15 protein-coding genes and 2 pseudogenes are annotated in these 22,490 nt (G+C 72.0%); 4 read left to right on the forward strand and 13 right to left on the reverse strand.

The features are described 5' to 3' along the window. Positions 1-135: 135 nt before the first annotated feature. Positions 136-816, reverse strand: coding sequence for a PASTA domain-containing protein (locus tag ACGF3C_RS04295; protein WP_357222297.1), 681 nt, complete (start codon positions 814-816; stop codon positions 136-138). Positions 817-939: 123 nt separating this feature from the next. Between ACGF3C_RS04295 and ACGF3C_RS04300 the strand changes: the two genes are divergently transcribed. Further along, positions 940-2,370, forward strand: a complete 1,431-nt coding sequence (locus ACGF3C_RS04300) for a hypothetical protein (RefSeq protein ID WP_393218610.1) — start codon at positions 940-942, stop codon at positions 2,368-2,370. 149 nt (positions 2,371-2,519) lie between these two features. On the opposite strand, the gene ACGF3C_RS04305 is transcribed toward ACGF3C_RS04300, so the two are convergent. Further along, the gene (locus ACGF3C_RS04305) at positions 2,520-3,998 is read right to left on the reverse strand and encodes a glutamate--cysteine ligase (RefSeq protein ID WP_357222301.1); all 1,479 of its coding nucleotides are present in this window, start codon (positions 3,996-3,998) and stop codon (positions 2,520-2,522) included. 313 nt (positions 3,999-4,311) lie between these two features. Continuing rightward, on the reverse strand, positions 4,312-4,893 hold the full coding sequence (locus tag ACGF3C_RS04310) for a YceI family protein (protein ID WP_357222303.1): 582 nt from the start codon (positions 4,891-4,893) through the stop codon (positions 4,312-4,314). A gap of 99 nt (positions 4,894-4,992) precedes the next feature. On the opposite strand from ACGF3C_RS04310, the gene ACGF3C_RS04315 reads away from it, so the two are divergent. Then, positions 4,993-5,511 carry a MarR family winged helix-turn-helix transcriptional regulator gene (locus ACGF3C_RS04315; RefSeq protein WP_393218615.1) on the forward strand — a complete coding sequence of 173 codons (519 nt, stop codon included), beginning with the start codon at positions 4,993-4,995 and terminating at the stop codon, positions 5,509-5,511. Positions 5,512-5,768: 257 nt separating this feature from the next. Here the strand turns inward: ACGF3C_RS04315 and ACGF3C_RS04320 are convergent. The 4 genes and pseudogenes from ACGF3C_RS04320 to ACGF3C_RS04335 all read right to left on the reverse strand — a co-directional run. Further along, positions 5,769-6,038: pseudogene (locus ACGF3C_RS04320) on the reverse strand (hypothetical protein); the annotation flags it as partial. An 86-nt stretch (positions 6,039-6,124) separates the two neighbouring features. Next, positions 6,125-8,423 (reverse strand): annotated as a pseudogene (locus ACGF3C_RS04325) (ATP-binding protein); the annotation flags it as partial. A gap of 133 nt (positions 8,424-8,556) precedes the next feature. Continuing rightward, complete coding sequence (locus ACGF3C_RS04330) at positions 8,557-9,705, reverse strand: acyl-CoA dehydrogenase family protein (RefSeq protein WP_238669691.1); 1,149 nt, start codon at positions 9,703-9,705, stop codon at positions 8,557-8,559. A 78-nt stretch (positions 9,706-9,783) separates the two neighbouring features. Continuing rightward, positions 9,784-11,316 carry an acyl-CoA carboxylase subunit beta gene (locus ACGF3C_RS04335; protein ID WP_393218618.1) on the reverse strand — a complete coding sequence of 511 codons (1,533 nt, stop codon included), beginning with the start codon at positions 11,314-11,316 and terminating at the stop codon, positions 9,784-9,786. A 165-nt stretch (positions 11,317-11,481) separates the two neighbouring features. Here ACGF3C_RS04335 and ACGF3C_RS04340 point away from each other — a divergent pair, with 165 nt between their 5' ends. Next, a complete protein-coding gene (locus ACGF3C_RS04340; protein WP_357222312.1) occupies positions 11,482-12,042 on the forward strand; it encodes a snapalysin family zinc-dependent metalloprotease in 561 nt (186 codons plus the stop codon). A 57-nt stretch (positions 12,043-12,099) separates the two neighbouring features. On the opposite strand, the gene ACGF3C_RS04345 is transcribed toward ACGF3C_RS04340, so the two are convergent. The 5 genes from ACGF3C_RS04345 to ACGF3C_RS04365 all read right to left on the reverse strand — a co-directional run bounded on the left by ACGF3C_RS04345 (position 12,100) and on the right by ACGF3C_RS04365 (position 19,949). Then, a complete protein-coding gene (locus ACGF3C_RS04345; RefSeq protein ID WP_357222314.1) occupies positions 12,100-13,020 on the reverse strand; it encodes a hydroxymethylglutaryl-CoA lyase in 921 nt (306 codons plus the stop codon). Positions 13,021-13,164: 144 nt separating this feature from the next. Further along, entirely contained in the window at positions 13,165-14,502 is a 1,338-nt protein-coding gene (locus ACGF3C_RS04350; protein ID WP_393218622.1) for an acetyl/propionyl/methylcrotonyl-CoA carboxylase subunit alpha, read from the reverse strand. Between the two features lie 71 nt (positions 14,503-14,573). Beyond that, on the reverse strand, positions 14,574-15,173 hold the full coding sequence (locus ACGF3C_RS04355) for a TetR/AcrR family transcriptional regulator (RefSeq protein ID WP_238669677.1): 600 nt from the start codon (positions 15,171-15,173) through the stop codon (positions 14,574-14,576). A 100-nt stretch (positions 15,174-15,273) separates the two neighbouring features. Next, a complete protein-coding gene (locus ACGF3C_RS04360) occupies positions 15,274-18,159 on the reverse strand; it encodes a tetratricopeptide repeat protein (RefSeq protein WP_357222318.1) in 2,886 nt (961 codons plus the stop codon). Positions 18,160-18,161: 2 nt separating this feature from the next. Next, positions 18,162-19,949, reverse strand: a complete 1,788-nt coding sequence (locus tag ACGF3C_RS04365; RefSeq protein WP_393218626.1) for an HSP90 family protein — start codon at positions 19,947-19,949, stop codon at positions 18,162-18,164. 120 nt (positions 19,950-20,069) lie between these two features. Between ACGF3C_RS04365 and ACGF3C_RS04370 the strand changes: the two genes are divergently transcribed. Beyond that, positions 20,070-21,302, forward strand: coding sequence for an MFS transporter (locus tag ACGF3C_RS04370; protein WP_393218629.1), 1,233 nt, complete (start codon positions 20,070-20,072; stop codon positions 21,300-21,302). Here ACGF3C_RS04370 and ACGF3C_RS04375 read toward each other — a convergent pair. Next, positions 21,299-22,456, reverse strand: a complete 1,158-nt coding sequence (locus tag ACGF3C_RS04375; protein ID WP_393218632.1) for an FAD-dependent oxidoreductase — start codon at positions 22,454-22,456, stop codon at positions 21,299-21,301. The genes ACGF3C_RS04370 and ACGF3C_RS04375 overlap by 4 nt on opposite strands. Positions 22,457-22,490 lie beyond the last annotated feature (34 nt).

Here is a 22,490-nt window from a genome sequence, read left to right on the forward strand (position 1 = left end):
CGGGCGTCATGGCCCTCGACCGCCAACCTAGTCGCCCACACCACCATCGGTGGGGATCAGCGTGCCGAGCCGCGCCGGCTGTCGGCGAGACAGGACGCGGTACGGGCCGCGAGGCGCGAACCCGCCGGCCTGGAATCAGGGAGTGGGTTTCGCTGTCGGCTGGCCGTCGGAGCCACACCAGATGCTGACCTGGTCGTTCCACCGGGCCGGGCCGTCCTCGGCGGGCTCCTGCCGGCTGACCTTTCCAGTACGTCCGCTGAGGTAGCGCGGGTAGAGGCCCTCGTCGACCAACTCGTCGGCGGCGTCGGCGCAACTCTCGCCGACCACGTCCGGCACCTCGGCGGCCGGCGCCGGCCCGGCAACCTGTAGTTGCACCGTCGTCCCCCGGGCGACCTCGGTGCCAACGTCCGGTGTGGTGCTCTCGACCGTACGGCCGACGCCGCCACCGAAGACCAGCCGCCAACCGAGCCGCTGCTTGCGCAGCGCATCCCGGGCCTGCTCGAAGTCGGTGCCGATCACCGGCGGCACGGTCAGGCCGGCTGCCTTGGTCGGGGCGGCGGAGGTCTGGACCGCCGACGGTGTCGGTCGGCCGCTGCTCGGCCGGGGTGCGGTGGGCCGGGTGGTCGACGCGCCAGCCGTGGTCGCAACGGCCAGCGGGTCACCAGAGGATGCGTCGTCCTCACCGGCCAGCAACCAGCCGCCGGTCGCACCCACGGCGGCGAGCAGCACCGCTGCCAACCCACCGCCGAGCACAACGCTGGCCCGGCCCGCGCCGCCACCGGCGGCATTCTGCTGGCCCGTGTTCGTGTCCGTCATAACGCCCACCGCCTCATCACCGGCGACCGTACCGCCCGCCGCCCAACCCGCCCGCACCGGCGGTCCACACCGGCGGGTCTCTGCGACTCGCCGCGCCGACGACGGGACGTTACGCTGCCCGGCATGGCCAGACAGGGCTGGGGAGTGTCGATCGCGACGGCGATCGGGGTCGCTGCCGGCGCGGGTGCCGCACAACTGGGCTTCGGCTACGGGCTCGGCGTCATCACCTGGACGCCCACCGATGCCGGTGCGACCGACACAGCCTGGGCGGACGGCCTCGCCTGGGCCACCTGGCTCGCCGCCAGTTCGACGGTCCTCGGCGCGGTCTGCGCGCAGCGGCTGCACCAACGCAACGCCCCGGCGAAGACAGTGATCTCTACGGAAACCTCGCCAGACGGTGCTGCCCCTCAGGAGGGCCCGCGGCTCGACGAGCGGCGGCCGGAGCACGACAGCCCGGTCGACGGGCCTTCACCGGTCGTCGACACCGCCCGCGCGGAGAGGGCAGGCACGCCACCAGCGGCGGCCGACCCACCGGTCAACGACCGGGGCGGCCTGCTGCGCCGGGTGGCAGTGGCGCTTGGCGCCGGGCTGGGCGGGCTGGTCACCGTCCTGTTGATCGCGGTACCCGCGCGGGTCGCGACCGGCGCGGACACCGGCGCCCCGCAACGCACGGCCGCCGTACAGGCGACGCTGGGCATCCTGATCGGCGTCCTCGTCGCGATCTGGGCGCTTCGCTCCCGAGCCGCCGCGGTCAACGTGACAGCGACGGCCGCCTGGCTCTGGCTGCTCGCGGTGATCTCCGTCATCGACGGGGTACGCGTCGGACGGGGGCTGACCGGCGCGCAGCTCGGTACCTGGCAGTTCGACCCGGACCACGCCCGTTACTGGATCGGGGGCCAGCTCTACTGGCCCGGTGCGCTGCTGGCGCTGGTGCCCGCGCTGCTGATCGGCGTACTGGCCGCTCGGCGGTCCGCCCGCTCGGGCGGACACCGCGTGGGTGCGGCGGCCTCCGGCGCGGCGGGCCCGGTGCTCGTCGCGCTCGCCTACCTGACCACTCTGCCGCACTGGTCGACGCTGGGCCCCGCGCAGCTGTCCACCCAACTGATCGCCCCGTACGCGGTGATCGCCGGTATCGGCGGCTCGGTGCTGGCCGCCCGCCTCGGCGAGCGAAGCGACCGGAACCGCCCGGCCGAACAGAGCCGCCCGGCCCGGCGGAGTGCTGCGCCTCGGGGCACGGTGACCGACCCGGCCCCGGTGACCGGGACCGAGCCCGCGCCGCCGGTCTCCGGCGCGACGGCCGAACCCACTGCGTCAACTGCCGGAGCCTCGGCCTCGACGGCTGGAACCACGGGACGGCGCAGGAAAGTCAGCGTGCCGTCGCAGATGCCCAGGACGGGCTCGCAGCCGGGCGAAGCCACCGCCGCAGCGCAGGTGCCCGCTCCGCGTACGGACCCCGACCGCTCGGATCCGACCCCTCCTACCGGATCCACGACGGAGGACACGGCCCCGAGCAGCCGCCGCACCCGTGCAGCCCGCCGCCCCACCACCGACTAACCCCGCCCGGCCGCCCTCACCCTGTTGATCATGAAGTTATTGCCACCTGGCTCGGCGTGTCATGGCAACAACTTCATGATCAACGCGCTTGGTGGGGATGGGGGCGGTGGGTGGGGGGGTGCGGGGGGTGTGGGGGGGTGCGGGGGGGGTTAGGTGGTTGGCCAGGTGTGGACGGGTTCGTTGGTGCGCTGGAGTTCGGCGTAGCGCTGGACCATGTGGTGCAGCGCGGCAGGCCGGTCCATGCCGTGGCGTCGCTCCGCCGCCCAGACCGCCTCGGTCTGCCAGACGGCGCCGTTGCGGCCGGTACGGCAGCGCTGCTCGATGATGTCGAGCAACCGGTCCCGCTGCGCCGGGGCGACGCCGAACCCGTCCAGGCCGGTGGCGGCGGTGGGCAGTAGTTGGTCCAGGACCAGTTTGGTGACCGGCACGTCGCCGAGCCCGGGCCAGTGCAGCACGGCGTCGAGACCACGTCGGGCGGCGGCGTGGAAGTTCTCCTCGGCGGAGCTGAAGGTGAGTTGGCTCCAGATCGGGCGGTCGGCCTCGGCCAGGCCGCGTACCAGCCCGAAGTAGAAGGCAGCGTTGGCCAGCATGTCCACCACAGTCGGGCCGGCCGGCAGCACCCGGTTCTCCACCCGCAGATGGGGTCGGCCGTTCATGATGTCGTAGACGGGACGGTTCCACCGGTAGACCGTGCCGTTGTGCAACCGCAACTCCCCGAGCTGTGGCACACCGCCGGCGTGCAGGACCTCCACCGGGTCCTCGTCCTCGCAGATCGGCAGCAGCGGCGGGAAGTACCGGACGTTCTCCTCGAACAGGTCGAAGATCGAGGTGATCCACCGTTCGCCGAACCACACCCGCGGCCGTACGCCCTGGGCCTTCAGCTCGTCCGGACGGGTGTCGGTGGCCTGCTGGAACAGGGCGATCCGCGTTTCGGCCCACAGTTGACGGCCGTACAGGAAGGGGCTGTTCGCCCCGACCGCCACCTGCACACCCGCGACGGCCTGGGACGCGTTCCAGTAGTCGGCGAAGCTGTCCGGGGCGACCTGGAGGTGGAACTGGAGGCTCGTGCAGGCGGCCTCGGGGGCGATCGAGTCGGTGTGCGTGCGCAACTGCTCGACGCCGCGGATGTCCAGCTCGATGTCCTCGCCCCGGGCGCCGACGATCTGGTCGTTGAGCACCCGGTAACGCTCGTTGGTGGAGAGGTTGTCCTCGACCAGGTGCCCCTCGGTGAGGGTGGGCAGGATGCCGACCAGGACGATCTTCGCGTCGGATCTGGCGGCACGCTCGTCGGCCCGGGAGAGGCTGCCGCGCAGGTCGTGCTCGTAGTCGGCGAAGCCGTTGCCCTCGATGAGTCGGGGCTCGGCGTTCAGTTCCAGGTTGAACTGCCCCAATTCGGTCTGGAAGAGGGGGTCCGCGATGTCGGCGAGGATCTCCTCGTTGCGCATCGCCGGCTCGGCGGCCGAGTCGACCAGGTTGAGCTCGATCTCCAGACCGGTCATCGGCCGGTCGGCGTCGAAGCCGAAGTCGTCCAGCATCAGGGCGAAGACGTCCAGGCACCGCCGCACCTTCTGCCGATATCGGACGCGATCATCCCGGGTGAAGGCGCCCTCTGAGACGTCCCTGCCCATGTGTCCTCCCGACGGCCGGCGCGGTCGGGATCATCCCGTCCCGGAAGCGCTTTGTGAAGCATCCACGGTAAGAGCGCCCACCTGACCGGGGCCAGAGGCCGACGGCGGTGATCCGACGTCGACCGGGGTGGACGCGCTCGTGGCGCCATCTGTACCCCGTCGTCGACCGACTGGACCCGAAAGCGGTGAGAACAACCCGTGACAATTACCACCGCCAGTGGGAACGACGCAGGGCCCGCGCCGACGTGCGGCGCGGGCCCTGCGTACCGGATCGCCGGGAGGATTCCCCTGGCCCTCCGGCGATCCCCGGGGATCAGGCCTGGCGTACGGCCTCGCCCTCGATCTCAATCTTGATCTTGCGGCTGACCAGCACGCCCCCGGTCTCCAGGGCGACGTTCCAGGTCAGGCCGAACTCCTCGCGGTCGATCTCGGTGCTCGCGGAGAAGCCGAAGATGTCCTGGCCGAACGGGCTGCGGCCGACACCCTCGAACTCCACCTCCAGCTCGACCGGACGGGTGACGTCCTTGATGGTCAGCTCACCGGTGAGCACGAACTCGCTGCCGCTACGGGACTTGACCCCGGTGCTGCGGAACTCGAGCGTCGGGAACTTCTCGGCGTCCAGGAACTCGGGGCTGCGCAGGTGCGCGTCCCGGTCGGCCTGGGTGGTGTCGACGCTGGCGGCCTGAATGGTGGCGACGACCGACGACTGCAGCGGGTCCTCGGCGACTGTGATGGTGGCGGTCGCGTCGTTGAACTCACCGCGAACCTTGCTCACCATCATGTGCCGGGCAACGAAGCCGACCCGCTTGTGCGCCACGTCGAGCGCGTAGGTGCCGGCCGCCGGGATGGTGAGGCCGTCCCAGTCGCGGGTAACCGTCTCGATGCTGCTGGTCATGCTGCTGTCCTCCAGGGGATTGTTTAATAGCCCAACGACTGCCTGAGCAACTATAACCGCAACAATATTCCCCGTGTCAAGCACTGGTATGATGAACGGGTGACCAACGTCTTCGACGATCCCCGGATCACCGCCGTCGGCCTGCTCTTCGAGGCACACGCCGGGCTGTCCGCCCGGTTCAACGCCCAACTCGAGGAGCACGGCCTCTCCGCGGTCGAGTTCGAGGTCATCACGCGACTGGCCCGCTCGCCGGGCAACCAACTACGCATGACCGACCTTGCCGCACAGACCTCCCTGTCGACAAGCGGAGTGACCCGGGTCGTGGACCGGATGGAGCGCGACGGGTTGCTGACCCGCCGGGCCTGCCCGAACGACCGCCGCAGCTCGTACGCGGTGGTCACCGCCTCCGGGATGCAACGCCTCAACGAGACGCTGCCCGGGCATCTGCAGATGATCGAGCAGTGGTTCACCGGGCAACTCGACCCAGAGGCGCTGGTGGCACTCCTCGACGGGTTGCGCCGCGTCCGCGACGCCGCTCATCCGTGCGCAACCGCCGGCAGTGACGACGTCAGCCCAGAGCAGGCCGCCGCCACCGACGACGCCACCCGACGGCGCTGATCACCACTCGCCGTCGGGCGGTGGCAGCGGCAGAAAGACCGGCAGAACTGATCCAGCCAAGCTGGAGAATTCGGTCCAAGCCGACTTTCTGCCACCCCATCGGTGGCAGGCTTCGGGCACCGGGGATCACCGGGGGGTGACGGCGCGGGCGATCAGCGAGGGGTAGCACCAAAGGGGGCTCTTCGCCCGCGCCACTCTCCCGTCGCGATCCGCTCGGGGACAGCGCAGGGCTCGATCCGCTCGGAGACAGCGCAGGGCTACTGAGCCGGTCCACCCCGGGCGGCGATCAGCGCGTAGAGCAGTCCCGACTCCTGCGGCAACAGCCGGATGCCGCTCTCCACACAGACCCGGTCCAGTCGATCGAGCACCGACGGGTCCGCAGTGCTCGCAGCCAGCCCCACCAGCGCCTCCACCACGTCACGGCGATCCTGCCCCGCATGGTCGGCGGCGGCCGCGAACCACTCGGCAGCCAACTCCCGGTCCCCCCGGTGCAGCGCCAGGTTCCCCTCGATCAGCGCACAGAGCCCGGCCTCCGGGCCACCCCAGACCAGCTCCGAGTCGTCCGAGCGCGGTCGCGGCACGCTCCGCGCCGGCAGCGCCTCCCCGCCCCCGGCGCGCAACTCGGTCAGCACCGCTGTCGCCTCCGCGGCCCGCCCGTCCTGGGCGAGCGCCAGCCCGACGGTCCCGAGCACCCGACGGCGACGCCCGGGATCACCCAGCTCGGACAGGGCAGCGATCGCTCGCCGACCACGGTCGATGGCGTCCGCGTACCAGCCCTCCAGTCGGGCGACCTCGGCTCGATTGGCCCAGCCCAGCACCCGCAGCCGCTGCTCCCCACTCTCGGCGGCGAGTCGGTCCACCGCGGCGAGTCGGCGGCGGGCCGCAGCCAGATCGCCCGCGCGGATCTCGTGCCAGGCGAGGCTGTTCTGGGCCACCGCCAGGTCCCGGGTCCGCCCGTTGCGGGCGGCCAACCGCAGCAGGGCCTCGGCCTGCTCGCGCGCCTCGTCCTGCCGCCGGACGGAGATCAGCAGGGTGCCGAGCACGTTTCTCGCCTCCAACTCCCCGGTGACGTCGCCGGCCTGCCGAAAGGTGTCCAACGCCGCACGGGCCGTCGACAACTCCTCGGCACCGGCGCCGTGCTCCGCGGCGAGCCGGGCGACGCCGAGGGCGGCCCAGCCACGCAGGAGAGGATCGGCGTCGGCGGTCCGCGGGTCCGCCAGCAGCCGCCGCAGCCACTGCCGCCCGACGACGTCGCGTCCACGGAACCGCCACCAGCGGGTCAGACAGGCCGCCAGCCGCAGCGCTGTCAACGGGTCGTCGGTGGCCGCGTGGGCCAACGACGAGCTGATGTCACTGCTCATCTCGTCCAGCCGGTGCACCGCGTCGGGTAACCGTGGGCCGATCAGGTCACTGGCGGTACGGGCCACCAGGCGCGCGATGACCTCCGCGTGTCGACGCCGGATGCAGGTCAGCTCACCTCCGCCGGCCGCCTGCTCGACGGCGTAGTCCCGAACCGCGTCGAGCAGCCGGAACCGGAACGACCCGGTTCCGCGTACGCTCAGCAGCCCCAACTCGACGAAGCGGTCCAACAGTGGAACCGGGTCGATCGCCACGGTGCCGTCCCGGTCGGCCTCGTCGACGAGCATCTCCTCGGCCAACTCGACCGACCAGCGGTTACCGAAGACGGCCAGTTGCCGCAGCGCGGCCTGTTCGTCAGACGCCAACAGGCGGTAGCTGAACGCCACCGCGTCCCGCAGGGTGACGGCGACCGAGACCGCCGCACTGGTGTCGGGTCCGCTCCTCCGGCTGCCGAGCGCCTCCGGTGCGTCCCAGGCCGGGTGGGCGGACGCGTCCGCGTGGGTGGCCAGGTCGAGCACCCGGTCGCCGTACCTGTCGAGCAGTTCGGTGAGGTCGAGGAGACGGCCCCGGGCGGCCATCAGCTCGATGGCCAACGGCAGCCCGCCCAACCGGCGCACCAACGCGGCGAGCGCCGGCAGCTCAGCGGGGGCGGGCGGCTCCCGGCGGACCTGAGCGAGCCGGGCGGTGAACAACGCGACAGCCGGCCACGATTCGAGCCCGGAGTGCTCGGCCTCCGGTGGTGGCACGTCGAGTGGCGCGACCGGCCAGACCCGCTCGCCGGGCAACCCGACCGGGTGCCGCCCGGTGACCAGCACCCGCAGCGACGGCAGCGCTCCGAGCAACCGGTGCAGGGTCGCGGCCACCGGGCCGGGCGCGCGCTCCACAGCGTCCATCACCAGTAGCGTCGGCCGCCCGGCGAGCAGCGCCACGAGTTCGGACAGGCGCGCCACGCCGAGCACGGACATCGAGGCGGCGAGCACGTCCGGACCGTCGGCGCCCTCGCCCACCAGCACCCCGGCAACACCGGCCGGGTGAGCGGCGGCCACCAGGTGCGCCACCGACGTCGCCAGGGCGGTCTTGCCGACGCCGGCCAACCCGACGAGGCTCACCAACCGGGGTCCCCGCTCCGCGGTCAGCATTTCGGCCAGCTCGGTGAGGTCGCGCTCCCGGCCGATCAACTCCACCGGCGGCGGGAGCGCGACCGACCTGTCGGCGGGGGCGGCGGCCGACGTGGCGTTGCCCCCGCCGACCGCCAGCGCCGTCGAGGTGGCGTCCGGCGAGGCCGGTTCGGCACCGGCGCCGCGGGCAGCGGCCAGGAACGCCGCCCGACTGGTGCCGGTCAGCGCCAGTGCCCCGGCGAGCAGTTCCACAGTGGTGCGTTGTGGCCGGTTCGACCGGCCACGCTCCAGGTCACGGACCGTCCGCACACCCACCCCGGCCCGGGACGCCAGCTCGGCCTGGGTGAGGCCGGCTGCGCGTCGATGCCCGCGGAGCAGCTCCGGCAGGGTGGTACGTCCAGCCGGGCTCCGCGACCATTCATGATCCGGAGTCATGGGCTCGAAGAGTACGGATGGACTACGACCGTCGGCAGTCGAACGTCGGGCTACTGACGTCCGCTCGCCGAAACCCGACAGCCGTACGGACAGCCCGTCCGGGACGAGCGGCCGATCAGCTCGGCCTGGCCGCTCAAAGACCCAGATCCCGAGCGATGATCATCCGCTGCACCTCGCTGGTGCCCTCGCCGATCTCCAGGATCTTGGAGTCCCGCCAGAACCGGGCCACCGGGTACTCGTTCATGAAGCCGTACCCGCCGTGGATCTGGGTGGCCTCCCGGGCGTTGTCCACGGCGATCGTGCTGGCGTGCAGTTTGGCGATGGCGGCCTGCCGCTTGAACGGCTCGCCGGCCAGCATCCGTGCGGCGGCGTCGTAGTACGCGAGGCGAGCGGTGTGCGCCTTCAGCTCCATGTCGGCGATCTTGAACTGGATGGCCTGGTTGGCGCCGATCGGCTGACCGAAGGCGTGCCGCTCCTTCGCATACTTGATCGACTCGTCGACACAGCCTTGCGCGAGGCCGACGGCGAGCGCGGCGATCGCGATCCGGCCCTCGTCGAGGATCCGCAGGAACTGCGCGAAACCCCGACCCCGGGCGCCGAGCAGGTTGGCGGCCGGCACCCGGCAGTCGTCGAAGGTCAGCTCGTGGGTGTCCGAGGCGGTCCAGCCCACCTTGGAGTAGCCGGGCGCGACGGCGAACCCGGGCGTTCCGGTGGGGACGATGATCGTCGACAGCTCCTTGGAGCCGTCCGGGTTCGTGCCGGTCACCGCGGTGACGGTGACCATGGCGGTGATGTCGGTACCCGAGTTGGTGATGAACGCCTTCGACCCGTTGATCACCCACTCGTCGCCGTCCAGCACCGCCCGGGTCTGCGTGCCGGCGGCGTCCGAGCCGGTGCCGGGCTCGGTGAGACCGAAGCCGGCCAGCGCCTCGCCGCTGAGCAGTCGGGGCAGCCAGGTCGCCTTCTGCTCCTCGGTGCCGAAGCGGTAGATCGGCATCGCGCCCAGCGAGACCGCCGCCTCCAGGGTGATGGCCACGCTGGAGTCGACCCGGGCCAGCTCCTCCAGGGCCAGGCAGAGCGCGAAGTAGTCGCCGCCCATGCCGCCGTGTTCCTCGGCGAAGGGCAGACCGAACAGGCCCATCTTGCCCATCTGCCGGATCACCTCGTACGGGAAGGTGTGCTGCTCGTAGTGCTCGGCGATGACCGGAGCGATCACCTCGCGGGCGAATTCCCGCACGCTCTCACGCAGCGCCGCTTGTTCGTCGGTGAGCCGGAAGTCCATCTCATCCTCCTGTAAGGACGGCCCGCCCCGGCGCTCGTGACGCCGGGGGCGGGTCGCTGTGCGGGCCTGAGTCGATGGTCAGACCGGGGTGACGCCGTGCCGACGGCGGGAGAAGTGCCGATCCTTGGTACGCGCCGCCGCGAATCGACGGACCAGCTCGGTGCGCAGGTCCTGCGGCTCGACGATGGCGTCCACCACCAGCTCGCTGGCCAACCGGACGACGTCGATGTCCTGCTCGTACTCGGCCCGCTTGGCGGCGACGAAGGCCGCCCGCTCGTCCTCGTCGGCAATGGCGGCGATCTTGTTGGCGTAGACCGCGTTCACGGCGGCCTCGGCACCCATCACGGCGATCTTCGCGGTCGGCAGCGCGATCGTGGCGTCCGGCTCGAACCCGGGCCCGGCCATCGCGTAGAGACCGGCGCCGTACGCCTTGCGGACCACCACGCAGATCTTCGGAACTGTCGCCTCGGAGATCGCGGTGATCATCTTGGCGCCGTGCCGGATGATGCCCTGCTTCTCCACCGCGCTGCCGACCATGAAGCCGGGCACGTCGCTGAGGAACAGCAGCGGCACGTTGAACGCGTCGCAGAGCTGCACGAACCGGGTGGCCTTGTCGGCCGAGTCGACGAAGAGCACGCCGCCCTTGAACATCGAGTTGTTGCCGATCACACCGACGACCTGGCCGTCGAGGCGGCCGAAGCCGATGGTCAGCTCCTTGGCCCAGAGCGCCTGGATCTCGAAGAACGACCCCTCGTCGAGCAGGCCCTTGACGTACCGCCGCATGTCGAACGCCTGCCGCTCACTGGCCGGCACCAAGGCGGCCAGGTCGGCCTTCGCGGGCGCGGCGACCGCCGGTGCGGTCGGCGGCGCCTGCGTCCAGTTCGCCGGCAGGTACGACAGGTAGGTCTTCACGACGTCGAGCGCGTCGGCCTCGGTCTTGCAGAGGAAGTGCCCCACGCCGGATTCGGCGGTGTGCACCTTCGCCCCGCCCATCGCCTCCAGTGTGGTCTTCTCGCCGGTGACCATCTCGACCATCCGGTCGGAGCCGAGGTACATGCTGGCGTTGCCGTCGACCAGCGCCACCACGTCGCAGAATGCTGGAATGTACGCACCACCGGCGGCGCTCGGGCCGAACAGCGCGCAGACCTGTGGGATCGAGCCGGAGGCACGAACCTGGTTCCAGAAGATCTTGCCGGCGCCACGGCGACCGGGAAAGAGATCGACCTGGTCGGTGATCCGGGCGCCGGCCGAGTCGACCAGGTAGACCATCGGCACGCCGGCGCCGTACGCCCGCTCGATGATCCTGATGATCTTCTCGACGGTGCGGGCGCCCCAGCTGCCGGCCTTGACCGTGGAGTCGTTGGCCATCAGGCAGACCTGTCGGCCGTCGATGGTGGCGGTGCCGGTCACCACGCCGTCGGCGGGCAGCCCTTCGGCCATCGTGTTGGCGTAGAGGCCGTCCTCGACGAACGAGCCCTCGTCGACCAGGAGCGCTACCCGTTCACGGGCGAAGAGCTTGCCCTTGGCCGCGTTGGCCGCGTGGTACTTGTCCGCGCCGCCGGACCGGGCCCGCTTGCGCAGTTGCTCCAGTGCCTCACCGTCGAGCGTCACGCCGACTCCTCCGCCATACTGACCTGAACGATCGTTAGGCTAGCGCATCGGCGCGACTGTCGGCGACCTACGAGCGAACCAGACAGTTGAGCCGAGAGCAAGACATTGAAAAACGTGAATACATATCGCTAGGCTCCTGGCACCCCTCTCAGATTGGAGTCAGCGATGACCTCACGACTCAATCGGCTCGCCGTCGCGGTGCTCGCGACGACACTCGCCACCCTCGGCGTCACGGTCGCCAACCCGTCGCCCGCGTCCGCCGCCATGACGATCTGCTACAACACCAGCCAGGCGGGCAGCTACGCCGGCACGGCCAACCAGGCCGCCTCGATCTGGAACAACGCCACAGTCAACCTCACGCTCTCCGCCAACTGCGGCTCGAACCTGCGCATCTACCAGATCACCGGCGGCGGCTCGTACGCCCAGCGGACCAGCCTCGGCAACGGCCGGGTCTACATCGACACCCAGCAGGCCGCCCAGTACAGCGTGCTGCGGATCATGACCCACGAGATCGGGCACATCCTCGGTCTGCCGGACAACTACAACGGGAACTGCTCGCTGCTGATGTCCGGCGGCAGCGCCGGCACCAGCTGCACCAACCCGTACCCGAGCAGCGCCGAGGCGAACCGGGTCAGCAACCTCTTCGCCGGCACGTTCAGCGCCACCGACCGCAGCGCGGACATCTTCCGCGACAGCTGGCCGAGCGCGCTCACCACGGTGAACTGACCGAACCCGCGAAAAAACGAAGGGGCCGGCGCGTGCGTCGGCCCCTTCGTCGCGTCCTCAACTCGGCAGCGGCGTCAGCCGGGTACGCGGACCGGCCCGCAGCACACCCGACGGCAGCTTCTTGCCGAGCAACTCCTCGGCCAACTCCGCCACCTCGATGAGCGCCGGCAGGTCGATGCCGGTGTCGATGCCCATGTCGTGCAGCATGTGCACGGCCTCCTCGGTGGCCAGGTTGCCGCTCGCCCCCGGCGCGTACGGGCAGCCACCGAGGCCACCGACGCTGGCGTCGAACTCGGTCACCCCCAGCTCCAGCGCGGTCAGCAGATTGGCCAGCGCCGTACCCCGGGTGTTGTGGAAGTGCAGCAGGACCGGCACGTGCGCGTTGCGGTCGCGTACCGCGGTCAGCAGCTCGCGGACCCGACGTGGGGTACCCATGCCGGTGGTGTCGCCGAACGCGACCCGGTCCGCGCCGTCGCGGACGACCCGGTCCACGATCCCGGCCACCCGCTGCGGGTCGATGTCCCCCTCGTACGGGCAGCCGAAGCTGGTCGCCACGATCACCTCGACCCGCGCCGACGCGCCGTGCAGCAGGTCGATCAGCTCGGCGATGTCGTCCAGCGACTCGTCAGTGGACCGGTTGACGTTGCGCCGGTTGTGCGTGTCACTGGCCGAAACCACCACCTCGATCTCGGTGAATCCGGCGGCGAGGGCCCGCTGGGCGCCCCGGGTGTTCGGCACCAGCGCGGAGTACCGCACCCCGTCGGCCTTCACCGCCCGCTGCCACACCTCGTCGGCGTCGGCCATCTGCGGGATCGCTCTCGGGTGCACGAACGACACCGCCTCGATTCGGCGTACGCCAGTGCCGGAGAGGGCATCGAGCAGTCGCACCTTGGCGTCGGTCGGGATCGGGTCCTCGTTCTGCAACCCGTCGCGCGGCCCGACCTCGCGGATCGAGACGAAATCTGGCAGGTCCGCCATAAGGGGTCACCTCACTGTGACGAAAGCAGTGCCTAGGGGGTCCTCCCAGCATGCCACCCCCGGCTGTTGATCAAGAGGTTTGCGTCACCCGCGGCGCGGAACCTGACGCAGACCTCTTGATCACCGGGGAGTGGGGGCGGGGGGTCAGCGCATGCGGGAGACGATGCCCGTGTCGTAGGCGCCGGAGCGGAACTCCTCGTTGTCCAGCAACTCGGTGAAGAAGGGGACGTTGTTCTTCGGACCCTCGATCTGGAACGCCGCGACGGCTGCCTTCGCGCGATCGAGCACCTCGTCGCGGGTCGCGCCGCTGACGATCAGCTTGGCCAGCAGGCTGTCGTAGAACGGGGTGACCGTGTTGCCCTCGATGTAGCCGGAGTCCACCCGGACACCCTCACCCGTCGGCTCCACCCACGTCCTGATCACACCCGGGCCGGGCAGGAAGCGCTTCGGGTCCTCCGCGTTGATCCGCATCTCGATGGCGTGCCCACTCGGGGTCAACGCGTCCGGGTCGAACGTCGGCGCCAACCCGGAGGCCACCCGCAACTGCTCCTCGACCAGGTCGATGCCGTACACGTACTCGGTCACCGGGTGCTCCACCTGCAACCGCGTGTTCATCTCCAAGAAGAAGAACTCGCCGGTGGCCGGGTCGAACAGGCACTCCACGGTGCCGGCGTTGCGGTATCCGACCGCCTCGCCGGCCCGCACCGCCGCCGCCAGGAGCCGGGATCGCAGCTCCGGCGAGACAGCCGGCGACGGGGACTCCTCGACCAACTTCTGGTTGCGCCGCTGCACCGAGCACTCCCGCTCGCCGAGCGCCACCACCCGGCCGTCGGCCAGGCCGAGGATCTGCACCTCGACGTGCCGTACCCGGGGAAAGTACCGCTCGATCAACACCGAGCCGTCGCCGAACATCCGCTCGGCGAACGCGCGCACCTTGTCGTACTCGGTGCGTAGCGCGGCCTCGTCCACCGCCACGCCCATGCCCATGCCGCCACCGCCGGCGGCGGCCTTGACCATCACCGGGTAGCCCATCTCGGCTGCGGCCGTCACCGCAGCGTCCAGGTCGGCGGCCGGGTCGGTGGTGCCCGGCGCGACCGGAACACCGGCCGCCGCCATCAGGTTCCGGGCGTTGATCTTGTCGCCCATCGCGGTGATCGCGTCCGCGTCGGGTCCGACCCAGATCAGGCCGCTCGCCTCGACGGTACGGGCGAACTCGGCGTTCTCCGACAGGAAGCCGTACCCGGGGTGGATCGCCTGCGCGCCCGTTGACTTGGCGGCGGCGAGGATCGCCTCGGTGTTGCGGTAGCTCTGCGCCGGGTTCGGTGGGCCGATGAGGACCGCCTCGTCCGCCTCCGCGACGAACGGCAGGTCGGCGTCGGCCTCCGAGTGCACCGCGATCACGCGGATGCCGAGCCGCTTGGCGGTCCGGATGATCCGGCGGGCGATCTCGCCCCGATTGGCGACCAGCAGTGACTCGATCATGTTTCCTCCCGGCGTCCGGATGGTGGGACGATGTCAGGGAATCATGACCGGCACGGTTCTGACGAGTCGGCTCAGGCGAGCAGCGCGGCCAGTGTCGCCCCGCGCAGCAGCTCCGCGCGGCGTCGCCGGTCCACCTCACCACCGAGGAACGGCGTCGAGTTCATCAGGCCGAACGCGGCGTGCGCGAGCACCCGGGCCTCACCGTCGGGCATCCCCGGGTGCAGCGCGGTGAGCACTGTCACCCACTCCTCGACGTAGAGCCGTTGCAGGCGACGGATCCGCCGCCGCGGCTCCTCGGGCAGGCGGTCCAGCTCGTGCAGGTGCAACGCGATCACGGCCGGGTTGGCCAGCGCGAACTCGACGTGGAAGTCGATCAGCGACTCCAGGACGCCGCGCGGGTCGTCCGAGCGCCCGACGGCGCGTTCCCGCCCACCGGCCAGCAACCCCTCACTGACGGGAATCAGCGCGGCGGCCAGCATGGCTTCCTTGCCGGCGAAGTGGTGGTAGAGCGCCGGACCGGTGACCCCGGCGGCCGCGCCGATGTCGTCCATCGAGACGCCGTGATAGCCACGCGCCGCGAACAGACCTACCGCGATCTCCAGGATCTCGTCCTTGCGGGACCTGCGCCGGCCCGCGCCCGCCGCACCCCGTGCCTGCTGCTCCACCGTCACCGGACAAGCCTAGACCGCGAGGCGCCCGCGATGGTTGCCGGTCAGTCCCGTCCGTCCCGGACCGGGCCGCCCCTGACCTGGCCAGGGGCGGCCGGCGAGGTCAATCGCCCTCGTCCAGGTCGTGTTCCGCGCGCAGCGCCGCGGCTTCCGTGGGCCGATCGAGCAGATCCAACACCCGAGCCAGCAGCCAGGCCGTCTGGCGGACCTGCCGCGAGGCGGCCGGCAACCCGCCGAGTACGCGGCGCAGCAGCGGCTCCGCCTCGGCCGGCCGGTCCAGGCGCAGCAGCAACTCACCGATCAGGGCCTCCACCTGGGCGGCCTCGCCGAACGCCTCGATCGAGCGCAACCGGTCCGGCACCCCGGTGAGCCGGTCCAGGGCCTCGTCCGGGCGGTCCTCACCGGTGAGCACCCGCGCTCCGGCCTCGGCCGCCAGTGCCAGCTCGTACAGCACCGGCGGTTCGGTCTGCCCGGCCAGCTTCGCCGCCAACGCGTCCACCACCTCGACGGTGCGCAACGCCGCGTCCCGGTCGTCGGCCCAGAACCAGGCGTACGTCTCCCGTCGCCGGGCACGCAGCTCGTCCAGCGGCAGGTCACCGAGCCGGTACGCCTCGGCCGCAGCGGCGAACCGCTCGGCCGCCGCCGCGTCCCGGTCTGCGTCGTAGAGGATCCCCCCGGCCTCCTCCAGAACCTGCGCCCGGTGCGGAAGGTTGTCCGGTCCGTCCAGATTGCCGGCCAACTGTTCCAACAGCGCCAACGCGGGATCGATCTCACCAAGTCCGGCGTAGACGCCGGCCAGCAGGTGCCGGCAGCGGTCGGCCTCCGCCTGAGCGCCCAACCGGTCCAGACCGAGCACGGCCTCCTCGGCGACCTCGGCGGCCTCGGCGAGCCGGCCCACGATCCGGTACGCGTTCGCCAGCTCCCACCGCAGGAACGCGTCCCCCTCGGCGCCTCGCTCCACGCACAGCGTCACCGCCTCGACGAAGTCGTCGACCGCGTCCGCAGCCTGGCCGGCCGCCAGCAACGCTCGGGCGCGGGCGACCCGGACCGGCAGCTCCGCGTCCGCCGGTGCCGCCTCCAACGCCTCGTCGCAGGCGGCCACGGCGTCCGCCGGATCGTCGACCAGCCGCGCGTACGCCAGGCAGGCACCGGTGACCACCTCGCCGACACCCAACTCCCGGCCGATCCGGCGTGCCTCGTCGACAGCGGTACGGGCCTCGTCGACGCGGTCCAACTGCTCCAGCAGGTGCCCCCGGTGCAGGGCGATCCGGGCGGTCAGGTGCCGATCGCCGCCCGCGTCGGCCGGTACCCGGTCGAGCGCGGCGAGCGCTTCCGCCCAACGTTCGCGGTGCAGCAGCGCCAACGCCACCCGGTCGTGTCCGGCCGCCCGCTGCTGGGCGTCGCCGAGCCGGTCCAGGACGTCGGCCGCCTCCCGGGCCAGCAGCAGGCCCTCCTCGGTGTCCTCGTCGGACCGGGTCAACAGCACGCCGAGCCGCCCGGCGACTGTCTGGGCCGCCACCTCTTCGCCCGCCTCCCGGTACAGCTCCAACGCCGCCCGATTCAGCGTGATCGCACCCTCGATGTCGTCCTCGTCGCCACGCTCCGACGCGCGCAGGGCCAGGCGGTGCGCGGACGTGCGGGCGGGCAGCTCGGCGGAGCCGAACCGGTCGTCGAAGGCAACCAGCGCCGCCCGGAAGGTGCCCCGGTCGTGCCGGCCCCAGCTCTGCTCCGCGAGGTCCAGCAGATCGTCCGGGCCGGCGTCTGCGGGCACTGTCACGACCTGTGGTTCAGCCCTGCCGGTTCGCACCCGCCGGGCCCGGTCCGTGGACGACGCTGGTGTCCCCGGCGCGCCGGCCGGCTCGTCCCCGACCGGTCGGGTTGGACGGCGGCGGACGCTCGCGGACAGCGGCACATGCTCGCCGCTCGCCTGCACGGCCAGCCGACTGGCGATCCACTCCGACTGGTGGCTCGTGCCGTTACGGGCGTCGAAGCGGGCGGCCAGACCGGCAGCGGTTTCAGCCAGCTCGTCCGCCAACGAGGCCGCCGACACCTCGGCGGCCGGCCGGCCCTCGGCGGCCCGGCGGTACACGGCCGACGGGCCGGCCTGACGCAGCGCGGCGGCGGCCGCCGCCGCGAAGTGCATGGCGGCGGCCGGCGACGGCGGCCGGTCCAGCCAGTCCAGGTGCCGCTCAACCAGCTCGATCGCTCGCGCCTCGTTGCCGGTCAGCGTGCAGAACTCGACGTGGTCCGCGATGTCCCACAGGTTGGCGAGGTTGCCGCGCTGCCGGCGGTACGCCTCCCGGTGCGCGTCCCGCGCCTCCTCGACCCGCCCGGTCCGCAGGTACGGCAGGAGCAGCGCGGTGAGGATCGACTGCGGCTGCTCGTTGCAGTTGAGCCGGCCGGCGAGCACCGGCTCGGCCAGCTCCACCGCCTCGACGTCCCGCCCGGTGTCGGCGAGGTAGCCCACCTGGCTCGTGGGGTCACAACCGGCGCAGTCGGACAGGGCGTCGCGCGGGGTGGTCTGCCAGAGGCGGTACCAGTGCGCCGCGGCCTCGACGTCACCCACGTGGTCGGCGACCCGGAACCGGTGCTTGTGCACGGCCTGCAGGCTGTGCCCGCCGGCCCGGTAGCGGCGTTCCATGTCGTCCAGCACGGCGTACGTGCGGTCGAGCGGCACCTCCGGAAAGTTCAGCAGGCCGTTGATCATGTACTTGAAGTGCCAGAGCAGGTTGTGCAGGTGCCCCTGGTGGTACGGCTGCGGGTCGCTGTCGAACTCGGACAGGCACCAGGAGAAGGTCACGAAGGACTTGGCCGGCTCACCGCCGTAGATGTAGCCGGTGGTGGCCTGCATCCGGGTGACGAATGCGAGGTGCCGGTCGTCGGCGGCATCCACCCGGCGCAGCAACTGCTCCAGGGCGGCGATCTGCCCCGCCCCGTACGGCATGTCGGCGATGCCGCGAAGCACCCGCCACAGATCCTCGTCGCTCATGCTCACTCCCGTCCCGGGACAGCCCGGCCGAGCAGGCCGAGGAAGGAATCGTTCAGCAACGCCGCGTCGGCGGCGCGGATCGGATGGTGGCCGAGCAGCAGCGCCTGCCCGTACAGCGCCTCGATGGCCAGACCGACCAGCTCCGGGTCGCTCAGCATGGTCACCCGTCGGACCAGCGGGTTGCGGTGGTTGAGCACCAACTGCGGACGGTCCGGCGGGGCGGTGGCGGCGAGCGCGTCGAGCACTCCACCCCACAGCTCGTCGGCCCGGTCCCGGCTGGCCGCGAGCTGGTCGTTGAACGCCGCCGACCGGCTGACCAGGTAGAGCGCGGGCAGGGAAACCGGGTCGTACGCCCGGATGACCACCTCGCAGCCGGAACGCTCGACGGCCCGCTGCGCCGCCGCGAGGAACTGTCGCAACGCCAACTCCACCTGCGGGTCGAGCGCGTCGAACCGGGTGGTGAGGTCACTCGGCTCCAGCCGCTCGATGAGCACCGAGCGGTCCACCACCGGCAGCCGCTCGATCAGCTCGGTGTCGTACGTGTAGCCGGCGTTGACCACCGCCAGGTCCTGCGCGGCGGCGACAGCGGCCAGCTGACGGAACTCGTCCAGGCTGGCCGCGTAACGGACCACTCCGTAGCGCTCCCGGAACTCGGCGAGGGTGAGCGTGCCGACGTTGGTGTCCATGGGCCACCACCGGTCGACCAGGCGGAGCATCTCGTCGTCGTGCAGCGCCAGGGCCTTCACGCCGAGGTGGTGCACCTGGAGAAACTCGGCCAGCCGGTGCGGGTCGTGCCGGGCCAACCGGACCAGCCAGCCGCGCACCTGGTCGCCGAGTGCCTCCCGGGTCGCCGTCAGCAGGGTGTCCTCGTAGAGGGCCTCCCGGCTGGCGGTCGGGCGCAGCTCGGTCGCGTCCACCACGCAGTGCGCGAAGAACGCCCACTCCGGCAGCAGCCCGTCGGCGTTCTCGGTGAGCAGCATCCGCTTGAGGTAGACGCGGTGCCCGGCCCGGGCCGCCGGGTTCACCGGCGTCGGCAGGATGACGGCGACACCGGTCAGCCCGGCCTCCGGCACGGCCAGCGGCAGGACGTCGAACGGGTCCACGCCGAGCGTCTCCCGGGCGTACCGGATCAGCGCCGCGCGGTCCAGCGGCGCACCCGGCGTGGTCGGCCAGGGCGGATCCCCGGCGGTGGTGACGACGTCGCCGACGCGGACGGTGACCGGCAGCAGCGCGCCGAAGAGCCGGGCCAGGTCGGTGACGGTCGCGGTGGTGAACCACTGGTCCGCGTCGCGGCGGGGCACCAGCGTGACGGTGGTGCCCGGCTCGGCGCGAGCGGCCTCCGGCGGGGCCACCGTCACCGCGTAGCGGCCGTCGGCGTACCCGGTCCAGCGAACCGTGGGCTCGTCGCGGTGCCGGGTGAGCACCTGGATCTCGTCGGCCACCAGGAAGCAGGAGAGCAGACCGATGCCGAACTGGCCGAGGAACTCGTGCCGGGAGAAGCCGAGCTCGTCGCGCTTCGAGCTGCGGCCGATGGTGGCCAGCAGCTCGTGCACCTGCGCCTCGGTCAGGCCGATGCCGGTGTCGTGCACCCGCAGGGTGCCGTCGCCGGTGCTGTCCGGAGGTTCGATGCGTACCAGCGCCGGGGCGTCCGGTTCGGTCCTGCGGCGGGCGGTGATCGCGTCCACCGCGTTCTGGAGCAGCTCACGGACGTAGACCCGCGGGCTGCCGTAGAGGTGATGACTGAGCAGGTCAACCACGCCACGTAGGTCGACCTGGAAAGTGTGATCCACGCCTGTTGTCTCCCCGTCCCGATACCGGCGCTCACCGTACCCATGATCACCGACCGGCGCGGTCCCCTCGCTGCCCGGCGGCTTGACCCTCGACCCGGTCGAACCGGCACGGTCGCCGGCATGACTTCCTCCGCTCTGGGCCGGGACTTCCAACTCCTGTGGTCCGCGGCCGTCTCATCCCGGTTCGGGGACGCGCTGCGTGCCCCGGCGCTGGCCCTGCTGGCCGCGACCGTGACCCGTGATCCGCGGATCATCGCGGCGGTCACCGTGGCCGGGCAGTTGCCGCCGCTGCTCTTCGGCCTGCTCGGCGGCGTGTACGCGGACCGCTGGGACCGCCGTCGGACGATGGCGGTGGTCGACGGGGTACGCGCGGCAGTGGTGGCGGCGCTGGCCGTGGTGGTCGCGCTCGACCGGGTCAGCGTGCTGGTGCTGCTGGTGGCGGCGTTTCTGCTCGCCACGTTTGGCACTCTCTTCGACTCCGCGTCGTTCGCGCTGCTCCCCGCGCTGGTGCCACCGGACGCGCTGCCCCGGGCGAACGGTCGCCTCCAGGCGGGGTCGGCGGTGGCCGGTGGCTTCCTCGGGGCGCCCGCCGCCGGTGTCCTGTTCGCCGCCGCCCCGGCACTTCCGTTCGCAGTCGACGCCGTCACCTTCGCGGCGGCGGCCCTGCTCGTGCTGGCCCTCGGTGCACCTCCCGCCAGCACCCCGGGAACGGCACGGCGGCGCGGCTCGGTGTGGTGCGAGATCGTCGAGGGGCTGCGGTGGTTGGTGGCGCACCGGACCCTGTGGCGGGTCACAGTGCTCACCGCCGCGAGCAACCTGGCGATCAGCGGAATCATGGCGGTGCTGGTGCTCTACGCGCTGGACGTGCTCCGGGTGCCACCGGCCGGGTACGGGCTGTTCGCCGCCGCAGCCATCGTCGGGGGCGTGGCGGGGGCGCTCGGGGCGGGACGGCTCGCCGCCCGACTCGGCACGGTGCCGGCGCTGCGGGCGGTGCTGGCCGTGGAGACCGTGGCGCTGACCGGCTTCGCGCTGGCTCGGCATCCGGTGTCGGGCGGGATCGCGCTGGCCGTGTTCGCCGCCGGCACAGTGGTGTGGAACAGCCTGTGGGCGTCGTACGGGCAGCGGCAGGTGCCGAGTGAACTGCTGGGCCGGGTCGGTGCGGCCCAGCGGATGGTTGGTCTGCTCACCGCACCGCTCGGGGCGGCGCTCGCCGGGCTGGCCGCCGCGTCGTACGGCACGGCGCCGGTGGCGGGTGCTGCGGCGGCGACGTTCGCGCTGGTCACCGTCGCCGCGTGGCGGACACTGCGACCGGCCGTGTCCGCCGTGTCCGCCGTGTCGAGCGGCGCGGCTTAGCCCGGCGTCCGCTCCCGGTGCGACAGCCCGGACAGGCGCAGCGCGATGCGTCGGCGGGCCGGTGGAACGGCACCGAGCAGCCGGAGCAGCACGTCCCGGGCGGGCCGACGAGCCGGGGATACACCGGCCATCCTGGTCAGCCCGGCGGCGAAGCTCAGCACGTCCTCGGCCATCGGCCGCTGCCGGGCGGTGTAGTCGTCGAGCAGCGTCTCCGGGCCACCGTCGAGCACGTCCGCCACCGCGGTGCCGAGTGCCACCGCGTCGCAGATCCCGAGGTTCATGCCCTGCCCGCCGGCCGGGCTGTGCACGTGCCCGGCGTCGCCGGCCAGCAGCACCGGTCCGACTCGGAAGGTGTCGGCGATCCGGTGGTGCACCCGGAACCGGGAGCCCCAGAGCACCTCGGTCACCCGGTCGGGTCGTCGCGCCGGGCCGCGCTCGTCGAGCAGCGCCTGGAGGTAGGTCGCGTCCGGTTCGGGCGGGGCGTCCGCCACGGCGGCGACCAGCCGGACCACCCCGCCGGGCAGCGGCGCCCAGACCAGCGGCCCGGGGCGGGCGAGGAAGAGCGCCGCCTCGTCGCGGGGCAGCACGCTGCGCACCCGCACGTCGGCGAGCACGAAGGACTCCTCGTCGCTGCTGCCGGTGAAGCCGATGCCGGCCAACTGTCGGACGGTGCTGTGCAGGCCGTCCGCGCCGACCACGAACCGGGCCCGCAGCGCCGCCCCGTCGACCTGCGCGAGCATGCCGTCACCGGCGCGGCTCAGCCCGGTGAGCTGGCACGGCCGTCGTACCTGGACACCGCGTTCAGCCAACTTCTCGCTGAGCACGGCCTCGGTGACCGCCTGGGAGACCAGCAGCGCGTAGGGGAAGCGGGACGGCAACTCGTGGAACGGCACCGACAGCAGCACCCGGTCCCGGTCGCGCACCGTGAAGCGCGGCGTCCGCACCGCCTGGGCGATCAGCGGCGCCGCGGCGTCGATCCGGTCCAGCACCTCCAGGGTGTACGCGTGCACGACGGCGGCGCGGGAGGTCGTCGGCGGCGCGGCCAACCGGTCCAGCACTGTCACCTCGACGCCGCGCCTTGCCAGCGTCAACGCGGTGGCGAGACCGGTGGGGCCCGCGCCCACCACCAGGACGTCGGTGCTCGTGGGCAGCATGGCCACCTCCAGAAGACCGTTGCCAACACTTGTT

This window comes from Micromonospora sp. NPDC047762 (assembly GCF_043204655.1).
Lineage (GTDB): Bacteria > Actinomycetota > Actinomycetes > Mycobacteriales > Micromonosporaceae > Micromonospora.